The sequence below is a fragment of the Myxococcales bacterium genome (assembly GCA_012517325.1).
Taxonomy (GTDB): domain Bacteria; phylum Lernaellota; class Lernaellaia; order Lernaellales; family Lernaellaceae; genus JAAYVF01.
On record JAAYVF010000008.1, the window covers coordinates 65,877 to 79,260 of the forward strand.

General features: G+C 64.8%; 10 protein-coding genes. 4 read left to right on the top strand and 6 right to left on the bottom strand.

The window, feature by feature from the left end; translation table 11 throughout:
* Complete coding sequence (locus GX444_01715) at positions 1 to 1,899, bottom strand: GNAT family N-acetyltransferase (GenBank protein ID NLH47301.1); 1,899 nt, start codon at positions 1,897 to 1,899, stop codon at positions 1 to 3.
* Between the two features lie 224 nt (positions 1,900 to 2,123).
* On the opposite strand from GX444_01715, the gene GX444_01720 reads away from it, so the two are divergent.
* The 4 genes from GX444_01720 to GX444_01735 are packed head-to-tail and all read left to right on the top strand — an operon-like array spanning position 2,124 to position 6,034.
* Positions 2,124 to 3,170 (top strand): ABC transporter ATP-binding protein, encoded by a 1,047-nt coding sequence (locus tag GX444_01720; protein NLH47302.1) that lies wholly within the window; start codon positions 2,124 to 2,126, stop codon positions 3,168 to 3,170.
* Positions 3,167 to 4,027, top strand: coding sequence for a sugar ABC transporter permease (locus tag GX444_01725; protein ID NLH47303.1), 861 nt, complete (start codon positions 3,167 to 3,169; stop codon positions 4,025 to 4,027). Before GX444_01720 ends, GX444_01725 begins: the two co-directional genes overlap by 4 nt.
* Positions 4,024 to 4,827: a carbohydrate ABC transporter permease gene (locus tag GX444_01730; GenBank protein NLH47304.1), complete on the top strand. Its 804-nt coding sequence runs from the start codon at positions 4,024 to 4,026 to the stop codon at positions 4,825 to 4,827. The genes GX444_01725 and GX444_01730 overlap by 4 nt, the downstream gene beginning before the upstream one ends.
* Positions 4,817 to 6,034, top strand: coding sequence for an extracellular solute-binding protein (locus GX444_01735; GenBank protein ID NLH47305.1), 1,218 nt, complete (start codon positions 4,817 to 4,819; stop codon positions 6,032 to 6,034). The genes GX444_01730 and GX444_01735 overlap by 11 nt, the downstream gene beginning before the upstream one ends.
* 36 nt (positions 6,035 to 6,070) lie before the next feature.
* Here the strand turns inward: GX444_01735 and GX444_01740 are convergent, their stop codons facing one another.
* The 5 genes from GX444_01740 to GX444_01760 form a co-directional block, all read right to left on the bottom strand.
* The gene (locus GX444_01740; protein ID NLH47306.1) at positions 6,071 to 6,775 is read right to left on the bottom strand and encodes a hypothetical protein; all 705 of its coding nucleotides are present in this window, start codon (positions 6,773 to 6,775) and stop codon (positions 6,071 to 6,073) included.
* A gap of 87 nt (positions 6,776 to 6,862) precedes the next feature.
* Positions 6,863 to 8,170 carry a hypothetical protein gene (locus GX444_01745; protein ID NLH47307.1) on the bottom strand — a complete coding sequence of 436 codons (1,308 nt, stop codon included), beginning with the start codon at positions 8,168 to 8,170 and terminating at the stop codon, positions 6,863 to 6,865.
* Complete coding sequence (locus GX444_01750; GenBank protein ID NLH47308.1) at positions 8,170 to 9,165, bottom strand: kinase; 996 nt, start codon at positions 9,163 to 9,165, stop codon at positions 8,170 to 8,172. The genes GX444_01745 and GX444_01750 overlap by 1 nt, the downstream gene beginning before the upstream one ends.
* Positions 9,166 to 9,314: 149 nt before the next feature.
* Positions 9,315 to 11,924, bottom strand: a complete 2,610-nt coding sequence (gene alaS, locus GX444_01755; protein ID NLH47309.1) for an alanine--tRNA ligase — start codon at positions 11,922 to 11,924, stop codon at positions 9,315 to 9,317.
* Positions 11,925 to 12,148: 224 nt separating this feature from the next.
* Positions 12,149 to 13,372, bottom strand: coding sequence for a hypothetical protein (locus tag GX444_01760; protein ID NLH47310.1), 1,224 nt, complete (start codon positions 13,370 to 13,372; stop codon positions 12,149 to 12,151).
* Positions 13,373 to 13,384: the final 12 nt, after the last annotated feature.

A 13,384-nucleotide genomic window follows, 5' to 3' on the forward strand; every position in this document is an offset into this window, starting at 1 on the left:
TTACTTCCTGAACATCATCTTGAGTTCGTAAACGCCCTCGGCCATCGACTTGGTCATGTCGTAGCCCGCCTTTTCGAACAGGCGCAGCATGGGCTTGTTTTCCACGAGTACTTCCGCCGTAAAACCGAGCAAACCTTGTTTCTTGGCAAGGAACGTCAGGTAATTGAGCAATTCGGTGCCGACGCCCATGTTCTGGAATTCGTCGCGCACCACGAAGGAAACCTCGGCCGTGTGCGAACTTTCGTCGACGCAGTACTGGCCGACGCCGACCACCTTTTCCACCTCGGCGCTGGGATCGAAGGCCAGGAGCACGATCTCCTTGGTGTAATCGATCACCACGAATTCCTGCAGCCGCTCGTGCGGCATGTCCTTGCGCACCGAGATGAACCGGCGATAAAGGCTGTTGTCCGACAGGTCGTAGAAAAAATCCTTGAGCAGCGACTCGTCGCTGATCTTGACCGGTCGCACGAACAGCTCGAAGCCTTTACGCGTGACGCGGAAGGCTTCGATCTCGTCGGGGTACTCGCCGCGCTTGCCCGGGATGAACGCCTGGTCTTTGTAAATCAGGTTGTGCCGCTTGGCTTCTTTAATCAGCCAGGCGCGGTGGTTCGGGTGCGCGATGGCGATCAGCGACATGGCGCGGTCGCGGATGTTCTTGCCGTGCAGGTAGGCGATGCCGTATTCGGTCACCACGTAGTGGATGTCGCCGCGGTTGAGCGTCGCGCCGGAGCCTTCCGAGAGGAACGGCACGATGCGCGACACCTTGCCGCCCAGCGCCGTCGACGGGATCGTCAGGATGGACCGGCCGCCCCGGGACAGCACCGCGCCGCGCATGAAATCCGCCTGGCCGCCGATGCCGCTGTAGAACATGCTACCGATCGATTCGGCCGTCGCCTGGCCCGTCAGATCGACGGCCAGGGCGCTGTTGATCGCCACCATCCGGTCTTGCTTGGCGATGATCAGCGGGTCGTTGGTGTAGTCGATGGTGCGGAACTGAATGCCGGGATTGTCGTGAATGAACTGATAGGTTTCCTCGGTGCCCATGCTGAACGAGGCGACCGTCTTGCCGGCGTCGATGGTCTTGCGGGAGTTGTCGATGACGCCCTTGATGATCAGCCGCGCCAGCCCCTCGCTGAGCAGCTCGGTATGCACGCCGAGGTGTTTCTTGCCCGAAAGCGCATCGAGAATGGCGTTGGGCGTCGCGCCGTAGCCCACCTGGATGGTGTCGCCGTCCTGGACCAGGCGCGCCACGTAGCCGCCGATTTCGCGCATCACGTCGGTATTGGCTTCCGGCTCGTAGCGCAGCAGCGGCTCGTCGTGCTGAATCAGAAAATCGACGTCCGAGATGTGAATGAAGCCGTCGCCGTGCACGCGCGGCATGTAGCGGTTCACCTGGGCGACGACCAGATCGGCCTTCTCCGCCGCGGTTTTGACGATGTCGACGCTGATGCCCAGGCTCATGTAGCCGTGGGCGTCGGGCGGCGAAACCTGGATCAACGCGACGTTCACCTCGACCATGCCGGTCCGGAACAATTCGGGCACCTGCGAAAGGAAAATCGGCGAATAATCGGCGAGGCCCGTGTTGATCGCGCCGCGCGAGCTGTCGCCGATGAAGAACGAATTGTGGCGGAAATTGGCCTTGAATACCGGTTCGGTATACGGCGCCACGCCCAGGGTCCAGACCTGGAAAACCTCGGCGTCGAACAGCGATTTCGGATTGTTTTTAACGTACTCGGCCAGCGACCGCACCAGATATTGCGGCTCGCCGCAGGCCGTGCCGACAAAGATTTTGGCGCCGCGGTGGATTTTCTGAAAAATCCGGTCTTCCGCCAGAAACTTATCCGGATACTGCTGCCGCATCAAATCGAGATAGTCCGGTTGATGCAATTCGATACCCATCAGTCGCTCCCACTGTATCGATCATTCCACGGGTCGAGCATTCGCGTTTCAGTGATACGGCAAGTTGGGTTTAATGCCGCCCGTCCGAGATGTCAACCAGCAAATACGCCAGATTTTACAAGCAATTCGATTCAATCATCCAGTCAATAGCATATCGACCGTCAAAGGGAAAAAGGTGAGCCGATTTGCTTTTATGCCGGCATTCACATAAATTACCCGGCGTCATGGCTGAATTGCTGAATCTGCAAGATATTACCAAATGTTATGGCCGCGCCAGCGCCCTTTCCGGGCTGACTTTCACCCTGCGGTTGGGCGAACTGCTCGCCCTGGTGGGCCCCTCCGGTTGCGGTAAAACCACGGCTTTGCACATCATCGCCGGCCTGCTCGACCCCGACGGCGGCCAAATCGCCTTCGCCGGCCGCGACTGGCGAAGTGAATCCCCCGCCGCCCGGAACGTCGCCCTGGTCTTCCAGGACGGGGCGCTCTATCCCCATCTGACCGTGGCGAAAAATCTGGGGTTTCCGTTGCGCGCCCGCCGGCAGGCCACGACCGAGGCCGTGGCGCGCATCGCCCGGCGGCTGGAAATCGAACCGTTGCTCGACCGCTATCCGCACGAATTGTCCGGGGGCGAACGCCAGCGGGTGGCGCTGGGCCGGGCGCTGATCCGGCGGCCCAACCTGCTGCTCTTGGACGAGCCGCTTTCCAGCCTCGACCCGCTGCTGCGCGAAAAGCTGCGCGGCCTGATCCGCGACCTGGTGGACGAGACCGGCGTCGCGACGGTTTTCGTCACCCACGACCAGGCCGAGGCCATGGCGATGGGCGATCGGCTCGCGGTGATGCGCGACGGCCGGGTGATTCAGTCGGGCACTCCGCGGGAAATCTACGAGCGGCCGACCCACGAATTCGTCGCCCGTTTCTTCGGCGCGCCCGCGATGAACCTGCTGGCCGGCGAATTGCGGCAGGGCGTCGTCCGCGGCCCGTGGGGGGAAGTTCCCTGCGATCACCCGCTCGACCGGCCGCGCGTGTTGTGCGGTTTCCGTCCCGAGGCGGTCGTGCCGGTCGAGGGCGAATCGCGCCTGTGCGGCACCCTGGCGCGGGTCGAATACCAGGGACCGGTGAAAATCGCGACGGTCCGCCTGCCGGAGGCGGAAATCCGCCTGCGGTTGCACCGCGACAAAGACCTGCCGGCGGCCGGTGAGCCGGTCCGCCTGGGTCTGGCGTCGGCGGAAGTGCACCTGTTCGACGCCGTCACCGGAGAACGGCTGGCATGAGCGAGCGCCGCGCGCCGATCGTCCTTCGCTACCTGGGGCCGCCGATCGGGCTGGCCCTGATCGTCTGGGCGGCGCCGCTGGCTTACGCCCTGGCGTTGTCGTTTACCGACGCCGGACCGGGCGGCGCGGGCCAACTGATCGGCCCGTCCAATTACCTCCGCCTGCTCGGCGATCCGCTGTTCGGCCGGGCGATCCTGGCCAGCCTGTTGTTCGCCTGCGGCGCGGTCGTGCTGCAGGTCGGCCTCGGATTCGGCCTGGCGCTGACGGCGCTCGAATCGCCCCGACGAAAGCTGCTGGTGACCTTGCTGCTCCTGATGCCGTGGACCTTGTCGGACATCGCGGTGGCGCTGGTCTGGCACGAGTTTCTCGGCGAGGAGGGCGGCCTGTTGAACTGGCTGCTAGCCCAACTGTCGCTCGGGCCGTTGCCGTGGAAAACGCACGCCGGCTTCGCGTTCGGCGCCTTGTGGATCGCCACGCTCTGGCACGGGCTGGCGCTGTCGGCCCTGTTGCAACTGGCCGGTCTGGCCTCGCTGCCGAACCACCTGCTCGCGGCGGCGCGGCTGGACGGCGCCTCGCGCCTGATGATGCTGCGCCACATCCTGTTGCCGCATCAGCGGCGGATGCTGGGCGCCAACGCGCTGCTGGTCTGGATGGGCGCGATGGTTTCCTTCACCCTGCCGTTCGCCTTGACCGGCGGCGGGCCGTTGCGCGCCACGGAACTGGTGGCGTTGTTCACCTATCGCACGGCCTTCGGCGGCCGGATGGAACTGGGCTACGCTTCGGCGCTGGGAATGGTCATTCTGGCGCTGTACGCGGTGTTCGCGGCGATGTACCTGCGCCTGCGGAGGCCGGCATGAAGCCGCATCGCCGGTGGCTGATCCTGCCGCTCCTCCTGCTCGCCGGTTATGCCCTGCTGCCGCTGTTCTGGCTGGTGCGCCTGTCGCTGACGCCGGAAATCGAAATGCATCGCTGGCCGCCGACGTTCTGGCCCGTCCAAACCACTTTCGCCTATTACGCCGAAATCCTCGGCGGCGCCATTTTCTGGCGACAACTCGGCAATTCGCTCGCGGTCTGCCTGCCGGCGACGGCGGTCGCGCTGGCCCTCGGGGCGCTGGGGGCCTACGGCCTGGCGCGGCATCGTTTCCGCTATCGCGACGCGGTGCTGCTGGGCTGCCTGGCGCTGCACCTGGCGCCGGGCGCGGCCAACATGACCGCCATCTATCGCCTGGCCGAAAACCTGAACGCGTTCGACAGCCTGCCGTTCGTCGCGCTGCTCAAATCGGGCGGCGTCGTGCTCGCGATGTGGACCCTGACCGCGACGTTTCAAAACGTCCCCGTGCGCCTGGAGCAGGCGGCGCGCCTCGACGGCCTGTCCGCGCCGTCGGTCTTCTGGCGCGTGACGCTGCCGCTGGCCTGGCCGGGGCTGTTCGCCACGGGGCTGCTGCTGTTCATTTCCTCGTGGAACACGTTTTTCCTGCCGTTCCTGTTGCTCGAGGATCCGCAAAAAATGACGCTCACGGTCGGACTGTACCGCTATTTCAGCGAGCACGGTTTCGAGCAGGGCCACGTGGCGGCGTATCTTTTACTTTCAATCCTGCCGGTGCTGGCGCTCTTCGCGCTATTCCGCCGGCGGTTGTGGAGCCACCTTGCGAACTAGAACCGTTTTTCTCGGACTGCTGTTGTTCTGCCTGCTGGCAAGCTTGGGCTGTTCGCGCCCGGAACCGGTCGCGCCGGCGCATTTCACCCTGCTCGTGCCGTCGTGGTACGCCCCCGATAAACTCCCGGCCCTGCAAACGGCGCTGGCAGCCTGGCCGAACGTCGAGGCCAAGGTGCTGGTCGGCAAGCGCGACGCGATTTTTCAAAAGATTCTGCTCGGCGCCAAACGCGGCGACTTCGCCGACGCGGTTCTGGCGCGCAACGAATGGATCGGCCCCCTCGTCGAGGCCGGCGCGCTCCGACCCCTGCCTCCCGAAGCGGCGGAACTGGTGCGCGGTCAGGCGCTGCCGGCTTTGCTGCCGGCCGTCAGTGACCGGCAAAGTGTCTGGGCCGTGCCTTTCGACGCCGACGTGATGGTGCTCTGGTACCGGCGTGATCTGGCCGCGGCGGCCGGCGTGACGCCGCCCACGGACCCGGCGCAATGGGATCTGAACCGCCTGGCGGAAATGGCGCGACGGCTGCAGGGCGAAGCGCGCGGTTTCGCCTTTTCGGCGCAGCGCTACCCCAACGCGGCGCTCGCTTTCCTGCCGTGGTATTTCGCTCAGGGCGGCGATCTGGCCGACGAATCGGGCCGGCTGCGGCTCGAGGCGCCCCAGGCCGCGGCGGCTCTGGCGTGGCTGCAATCGTTGATCCAGGCCGGCGCCTGTCCGTCCGGCGTGGCCGGGATGGAACAAAACGACGTCTTCAACGGTCTGGCGGGCGGCGCCTACGCCATGGCCGTGGGCGGCTCGTGGGACCGGGGCATGCTGGCAAAGCAAAGCGCCTTCGCCGGCCGGATGGCGTCCCTGCCGGTGCCCCGGGCCACGCTCATCGGCGGCTGGTCGCTGGTGTTGCCGGCGGGCGGCAAGCCCGGATGCCTGCCGTTGCTGACCGCCCTGTTCGCCGCTGCGGTGCAGCGCGACAAACTGACGCAGAGCGGCTGGCTGCCGGTGCGGCAAGACCTGCTCGACGACCCCTGGTTCGCCGCCTCGCCCGACGGCCCCGCGTTCCGCCAATCCCTGGCGATCGGCCGCGCCCTACCGCTGCACCCGCGCCTCAACGCGGCGCTGGACGAAATCGCCACGATGCTGGCCGAGGTGTTTCTCGAAAAGGCGAAGTCCGAGCAGGCCGCCGCGGCGGCGGCGGCGAAAATCGCCGGGTTGAATTAGCAGGTCGGATTCCGGCCGAGAGTCAAATCGAAAAGATCAGGTGCGCCGCTTCGCGAAAAACGCGTCCCACCAGATCGAGAAGACGCCGATACCGAAAAACAGGCCGTTGAGCGCGCCGCCGAGCATCACCAGAAAAGCCAGCGAGGGATTCCACTTCGTCGCCCACCAACCGCCGACGTCCAGCAACATGCCGACAAAACCGATGAGCATCGCCGCGATCTTGAATTTCGCGGGCAACGGCGTTTGCAGCAGCAACCAACCTAGCACAAAGCACAACAGGCCGATGCCGAACAGGTGCTGGTGCGAAACCATCGCCAGCCGCGCCCAGGACATGCCGGTGTCGGCGGTCGTCGTCGTGGCCACTTCCGCGAACGTGGTCAGCGGCCGGAACGAACCGATGCCCGCGGGGTTGTGACAGCCGATGCACTGCGCGTCGAGAATCTCCTTCACCGGCCCGAAGGTATCCTGGGTCGCCCCGCCCTTGATCCAGGCAAGGATCGTTTGAACCTGGCCGTCGTCTTTCAGGTTGGGCCGCATCGATCCCTGGATTTTCGCCGACAACAGCGTTTTTTCCGGCTCGCCGTGAAAATGGAGGACGATGTCGCGCGGGGTCAGCCCGGGTTGGCCGTCGGCCAGATGCATCGCGAAATACAGGTTGGCCAGCGCGGTGAGATACCCCAGGCCGATGACCAAGGCGAACAGCGAAGCCAGAATTTTGCGCAAACGAGTCGCTTCGTCCATGGGCCGGTCCCTTTGATGGTTGGCAGGTGATTCTGCTTCCCTTGAAAACTAAACACGGTCGCCGAACGGGTCAACAAGAACGGCCGTTTATTCGCCGCCGCGGTACAGCGGCAATCCCGACCAATCCGCCAACCAAGCCAGCGGGCGCGCGACGCGGCCGTAGCCGATCATCCAGTGGTGGCCCAACGCGTGCCGCGCGACGAATTCGAGAAACGCGCGGCCGCCGCCCGGCAGGCGGACCCGCACCGGGTTGCCGGGAAATTCCAGATCCGTCGCCACCGCCTCGCCTTCGATCACGCCCATCCGGTACGTGCCGGCGCGGCCGACGAGGTTGACCAGCGTCACCGGTCCCGGTTTGCCTGGAAACAAGACGCACACTCCCTCATCGGCCAGGCGCACCGGCGCCAAGGTCACCTGTCGCGGATCGGCGGCGAGGCTCGGGTGGCCCGCGCCACAGTGCGAGAACAGCGCCGTGCCCGCCGCGTCGTCAACGTCCAGCAGATCCGTGTTGTGGGTCGGGCCGCCGGTCAGGCAATGCATCATGACCTGGGCCACCGCGCCGTTGACGTCGCCCTCGCAGGCGACGACGAAATCCTCGGCGGCCAGCCGCGCGGCCGCCAGGCAGAAGCGCCCCATGTAGTCGGGATAGCAATCCACCGCTACCGCGCCCAACCGATGCCGGACGCGCCACTCGTTCAGCGCCAGCAGCACTTTCGCGGCCTGACGGCCGGCCGCGGGCGTCGCCTGGTTTTTCATCCCGGCTTGCGCCGCCGTCCAACCGGCCTCGGCGGCGGCGTCGGTGATCGCCTCGACGGCGGCGGCGAACCGGCGCGCCGACAGCGGCACGACTTCCGGGCCGAGCCGGCGGCGCAGTTCCAGTTCGTCGACCGCGATTTCGGTCATGCCGAAATTGCGGTGGCCGAGCAGGCCGACGCGAAGGTTTTGCAGGCGCGAGCGCAGGCCGGCGGCCCGGGCGAATTCGGCGATGAGCCGGCGAACCTCGGGGTCGTCCGGTTCGCCCAGGCAGAAGACGAACGGCATTCCCAATTCGGCGAGCACCTGGTCGAGTTGCTGCGTGCCGCAGAGCGAGCCCGTGTGGACCCCGCGCCGCGCCCAAGTCAACACCGGCACCCCCAAGCGTTTGACGAGCCGCACGGCCAAAAAGTCATCGCTCCAGGTGGCCGTCAGAATCACCAACCCGTCCAAACGGGCTGCATAAAATCGTTCGAATGCCTCGTCCGCCGCGTCGATTTCCGTGACGACCGCCGGATGAACCACCCATTCCTCGCCCGCTCCGGCCAGAGCCGCGGTGATTTCCCGCAACAGCCCCGCCGCCTCGGCGAAGCCCACCTCATTCGGGTGCGCGACGGCCGCCAGTCCGATCCGTGGTTTCATCATGCCTCCGCTCCGTTCGCCGGCCCGTCCGCCGCCGCATCCGGGACGGCGCGCGGGCATTCCACGAGCCGCCAGGGCTGCTGATCCTCGCCGATTTCAATCAAAAAATCCGTCAGGCCGAACCGGCAATTCCCCAGCACCTGCCGGCCGTGCACGGCGGTCAATAACAGGTAGGGTTTGACGAAATCGGCCGTTTCCTCGTCGCTCATGCCCTGTCCGGCGGCGCGGCGCAATTCGCGCTCCTGCGCGGTGCGCCATTCGCGAATCTTGGCCAGCGAGGGAATCCGCAGCACGACCAGCACATCGAGCCGGTTCCACACCGATTCGTACGCGCCGAGCGCTTCGTTCAACGCCCGGCCGTACCGCCCGTCGGGATCGTTCTCCCGCTCCCAGGCCATGACCTCCGGCTGCGTACTCTTCAGGCGGTCGAGCAGATCGGCCGGCAAGACCGGCGCGCCAACCAGCCAGCCTTCCAGCAGAATCACCGCCGGCCGGCCGTGAAAAACGGGCCAGCGCTCGGGCGGCAGGCGATCGCCTTTGCCGTCGTGCAGCGATTTGTCGAATTGCGGCAACCGCGTCGAATCCGTCGCCGTGGCCGTCGACAGGGTGTCGAGCACCCGGTGCGCCAGCGCGAGGTCGTGCGTGCCGGGGTTGCCGCGCGAAACCCGATAGTAGGGGTTGTCGGGATGGCCGGCTTGCAACGCCTGCCGCTCCGGCCACGGCAGATAAAAATCGTCGATGGAAAGCGCGACCGCGGCCAGACCCAATTCGCCGAGCAGAAAACGCAGCAGCGCCGCGCCGGTGGTTTTGCCGGAGCCTTGCGGCCCGTTGAGGCCGACCAACAGCGGCGCATCGCGGCCCGCGCAGCGCGCGGCGATTTTATTGGCCAGCGGCCAGTAGACACGCGCGGCGGCCGGCGCCAGATTTTCGTCGAGACGCAATTCCAGGCGTTGAAAAGCGGCCAGGCGCCGGAGCCAGGGGAAATCGCCGGTCATCGCGTTTCCCCGCCGGGCGGAAGCTTTATACCGGTTGATGAGGACGAAAAGACGCGGAGCGTCGACCACCGGCGAGTCCGTTTCTCGAATCGCAACATGGTCCACCCCGCCCGGAGGCCGAACGGCCGCCGAAAAACGATCGCCGCCGGCTACATGGCGCGAATCGCGGCCAGCGCCGCCGCCAGGGCCTCGTCGAGCTTGCCGGCATCGGACCCGCCGGCCTGCGCCATGTCGGGTTTGCCGCCGCCGCCCCCGCCGACCGCCTGAGCCGCCGGTTGGATGATCTTCCCGGCGTGGAAACGGTTGGTCAGGTCGGGTGTCACCATGGCGATGAGCAGGGCCTTCCCGCCGGCGTTGGCCGCCAGGAAGAGCACGCCCGAGCCGAGCTTGTCGCGCAGCGTCGCGGCGAAATTGCGCAGTTCCTTGGGATCTTCCAGGGCGATGATGTCGGCCAGCACCTTGACCCCGCCGATCTCCTGTACCTTTTCGAGGATGCCCTGCCCGGCCTGACCGGCCAGTTGGGCTTTGAGCTTTTCGATTTCCTTTTCGGCCGCCTTGTACTGGGCCAGCAGCTTTTCGGTCCGCTCCACCAGTTCGGCGGGCGCGGCCTTGAGCAATTCCGCGGCGGTCCGCAGGCGTTCGTCGAGGGTCTGGAAATGGGCCACGGCGGCGTCGCCGGTCAGGGCCTCGATGCGCCGCACGCCGGCGGCCACCGAACCCTCGGCGACGATGACGAACGAGCCGATCTGGCCGGTGCGCTGCAAATGGGTGCCGCCGCACAGCTCCAGGCTTTCGCCGTCACCGATTTCGATGACGCGCACCGTTTTGTCGTACTTTTCGCCGAACAGGGCCATCGCGCCGGCCTTGACCGCCGCGTCGTAGTCGCGCTGGGTGGCGGACACCGGTTCGTCGGCCATGATCATTTCGTTGACGCGGGTTTCGACGGCCAGCAGTTCCTCCTGCTTCATCGCCGCGTAATGGGTGAAGTCGAAGCGCAGGCGCTCGGGGGCGACGAGCGAACCGGCCTGCTTGGCGTCGGGGCCGAGCACCTCGTGCAGCGCCTTGTGCAGCAGGTGGGTCGCGGTGTGGTTGCGCTGGATGCGCAGGCGGCGGACCGGGTCGATCGCCAGGGTCACGCGCCGGCCGACGGCCACCTCGCCCTTACGGACGCGCACCAGGTGGGCCACCAGCCCGCCGACGTGCCGCGCGTCGGTCACGTCGGCCAGGGCGTCGCCGCTGAGCACTTTTCCCTGGTCGCCGAGCTGGCCGCCCATTTCGGCGTAAAACGGCGTGAGGTCGGCGTACAATTCGCCCGCCTCGCCGGCCGCCAGGTGGTCGACCGCCGCGCCGTCGCGCACCAGGCCGATGATTTCGGCTTCGGCCTTGAGGTTGTCGTAACCGACGAATTCCGTCGTGAAACCCTTCCCGAGCAGTTCGCGTTGGCCAGCCGACAGCGCCGCGGCGCCCGAGCCTTCCCACGCGGCGCGGCTCTGATTACGCTGCCGTTCCATCGCCTGGTCGAAACTCGCCTTGTCGACCGTAACGCCGCGGTCGCGGCAAATGTCTTCGGTCAGATCGAGCGGGAAGCCGTAGGTATCGTACAGTTTGAACGCCAGCGCGCCGTCGAGCACGCCCTGGGTGCGGGCCAGTTCGGCGTTGAGCATTTTCAGGCCGGTTTCCAGCGTCCGCAGGAAACGTTCCTCCTCGTTCTTGACGACCTTGGCGATGTACGAGGCGCGGTCCTGCAATTCGGGATAGGCGCCCTTCATCGTGGAAATCACCGCGCCGCCGACCTGATACAGGAACGGGTCCTTCAGGCCGAGCAGCACGCCGTGACGGGCCGCCCGCCGCATGATCCGCCGCAGCACGTAGCCGCGGCCTTCGTTGGACGGCAGCACGCCGTCGGCGATCAGAAAGACGATCGCGCGGATGTGGTCGGCGACGACCCGCATGCTGACGGTCGTATCCGGATCGGCCAGGTACTCGTGGCCCGAGAGGCGGGTGGTCTCGCGATGAATCGCCGTGAACAGGTCGGAATCGTAGTTGGTCTTGCAGCCCTGCAGCACGGCGGTGATCCGTTCGAGGCCGGCGCCGGTGTCGATCGACGGGCGCGGCAGCGGCGTGAGCTTGCCGGTTTCGTCGCGGTTGTATTGCATGAAGACGAGGTTCCACAGTTCGAGGAAGCGATCGCCCTCGCCGTCGATGGTGCCCTCGAAGTCGGGGCCTTGATCGTAAATGATTTCGCTGCACGGGCCGCAGGGGCCGGTGTCGCCCATCGACCAGAAGTTTTCTTTCTCGCCGAAGCGCACGATCCGCTCGGGCGGCACGCCGACCTGGGTGCGCCAGATTTCGGCGGCTTCGTCGTCGGTTTCGAAAACGCTGGCGTACAGTTTATCCGGGTTGAGCTTGTAGACCTGGGTCAACAGTTCCCAGGCGAAGCGGATCGCGTCTGGTTTGAAATAGTCGCCGAAGCTGAAATTGCCGAGCATTTCGAAAAACGTATGGTGGCGGGCGGTGCGGCCGACATTTTCAAAATCGTTGTGTTTTCCCGACACCCGCAGGCATTTCTGGCTGGTGGTGGCGCGGCGCGTGCCGATGTCCTGTTCGCCCAGGAAAACGCTCTTGAATTGGACCATCCCCGCGTTGGTGAACAACAAGGACGGATCCTTTTGCGGCACCAGGGGCGAACTGGGCAACACGCGGTGTTGCTGTTTAGCAAAATAATCGAGAAATGCCTTGCGGACTTCATTGCCGGTCATGATTGTTTCTCCACACGCTGTCGCTTCATGCTTCGCGGGCACAAAACGTATCTTTCCCCGCCGGACCTGTCAACCTGGAAGGAATAAGGACGGCGCTTGGTTGTCATTTCGGCCGAACGGAGAGATCGCTTTCTTTTTTCTGGTAACAGGTTTTTCGGCCCGCCCAAAAAAACAGCCCCGCGAGCCGGGCTCGCGGGGCTGTCGACGAAACGAGATTCAGACGTCTAGAACATGACCTGCGCTTGCAATTTGAGTTGGTCGTTGGCGATGCCGGTCTGATCGTCATCACCCTTCTTGGTCAGGACTTTTTCCCATTCTTCGCCGCGATAGATGTAGTTGAGGGACAACATCGCGTTGTAACCCTTGATGTAGTAGTTGACGCCGCCGACGATGTCGGTCAACGCGTCTTGCTCGCTGGCCGGGTGCTTCTCTTTGTCGTTCAGGGTGTCGGGATCCAGGTAGTCGTAGCGGGCCACGATTTCAACCGGAACCTCGAACACCGGCCCGAAATTGTAGCCGGCCATCAAGTAATAGGACATGGTGGTCAGTTCGTAGGTGTCGTCCGCGCGGTCGTCTTCGAAGTTCGTCGCCGGATCCTTGCTGTCCCACGCGTAGGTGCCGTAGAACAATTCGCCGATCAGGGTCAGGCCGAAAGGAGCCAGGTAATCGACGCCGCCGTTCAGGAACATGACCGACACATTGTGGTTGGTCAATTCGCCGTCTTTGACTTCATTCGCATCGAGCGGAGTGCCGTACCACAGGTTGGCGCGGATGTTCAGGCCTTCCACCGGCGGTTTGCCGATCAAGCCGAAGTGAATGTCCTTGCCCGTATTCTGATCCAGGTAGTCGACGTTGCCGACCGGGTCGGTGCCGCCCGGAGCAATCAACGCCGGAGTATACTGCCGGCCATTGTACACGCCGAGGTTCGCGGCCAGGTACTTGGTATCCAGGTTGAGGTTCAAACCGGTCTGCCGTTGACGGCCGAAGATGTTGCGGTTCATGAGCGGCATTTCGATGGTCTTGAACGTGCCGCTGTTGATGGTGCCGTGATAGGTCATATCCGGCTTAATGCGGCCGACGTAAATGCCGGTGTACGGAATGTAGAGGAAGCCCAACTTCAGGTCCAACAGGCTGACCGAACCGGCGGTGGTGTCGGCGGTCATGGTGGCCAAATAGGTGACGTGCTTGTCGACCACCCAACCGTTCACGCCCAGTTGGAAATAGTTGACCGTGAATTCCATATCCTTGCCATTGTCCATGGCCTGCGGATTGCCGTCCTTGTCGGCACCGAGGGTCTCATCGCCGACGTAGTAATTGAAGCCGGCCTTGAAGAGTCCATTCAAGGTGGCGCTGCCGAAACCGGCGTTCACCGATTGCTGTTCGGCGGCCAGCGCGAAGCCAGCAGTCAACAGCAAAACGGTTAACGAAATGACCAACATTCTCTTCATTCTACGACCTCC

What these genes read in the sequence shown, in the direction of transcription:
- GX444_01715 (NLH47301.1), bottom strand. Translation starts at nt 1,899, where the DNA reads ATGGGTATCGAATTGCATCAACCGGACTATCTCGATTTGATGCGGCAG.
- GX444_01720 (NLH47302.1), top strand. Translation starts at nt 2,124, where the DNA reads ATGGCTGAATTGCTGAATCTGCAAGATATTACCAAATGTTATGGCCGC.
- GX444_01725 (NLH47303.1), top strand. Translation starts at nt 3,167, where the DNA reads ATGAGCGAGCGCCGCGCGCCGATCGTCCTTCGCTACCTGGGGCCGCCG.
- GX444_01730 (NLH47304.1), top strand. Translation starts at nt 4,024, where the DNA reads ATGAAGCCGCATCGCCGGTGGCTGATCCTGCCGCTCCTCCTGCTCGCC.
- GX444_01740 (NLH47306.1), bottom strand. Translation starts at nt 6,775, where the DNA reads ATGGACGAAGCGACTCGTTTGCGCAAAATTCTGGCTTCGCTGTTCGCC.
- GX444_01745 (NLH47307.1), bottom strand. Translation starts at nt 8,170, where the DNA reads ATGAAACCACGGATCGGACTGGCGGCCGTCGCGCACCCGAATGAGGTG.
- GX444_01750 (NLH47308.1), bottom strand. Translation starts at nt 9,165, where the DNA reads ATGACCGGCGATTTCCCCTGGCTCCGGCGCCTGGCCGCTTTTCAACGC.
- alaS (NLH47309.1), bottom strand. Translation starts at nt 11,924, where the DNA reads ATGACCGGCAATGAAGTCCGCAAGGCATTTCTCGATTATTTTGCTAAA.
- GX444_01760 (NLH47310.1), bottom strand. Translation starts at nt 13,372, where the DNA reads ATGAAGAGAATGTTGGTCATTTCGTTAACCGTTTTGCTGTTGACTGCT.